The sequence below is a fragment of the Vallitalea sediminicola genome, assembly GCF_054408565.1.
On the sequence record NZ_BTPT01000334.1, the window covers coordinates 1 to 256 of the forward strand.

General features: G+C 32.0%; 1 protein-coding gene. It reads right to left on the reverse strand.

Features of this window, described 5'->3' with window-relative positions; translation table 11 throughout:
• A partial coding sequence (locus ACX6CF_RS26955) for a hypothetical protein (protein ID WP_458788456.1) occupies positions 1-256 on the reverse strand: 256 nt, incomplete at both ends.

Here is a 256-nt window from a genome sequence, read left to right on the forward strand (position 1 = left end):
TTGCAACATTTACAGAGTCTTTTACCAACCATCCTCCAGATTGAAAAGCTTCTTTCACAGTTCCTATATCAGGAGTGTAGACAGTCTCAATTTCAACTATTTCATTAACTTTTAATAAATCATATTTGTCAGTATCTTCTGTTACTCTGCTAAGTACATAACCATTCCTAGGGATATCTACAGGTTCAGTTGTAATCACTTTGTCAATTACTCTATTATCATCTATCACATAATTGATACTTTTTCTAGTTATACG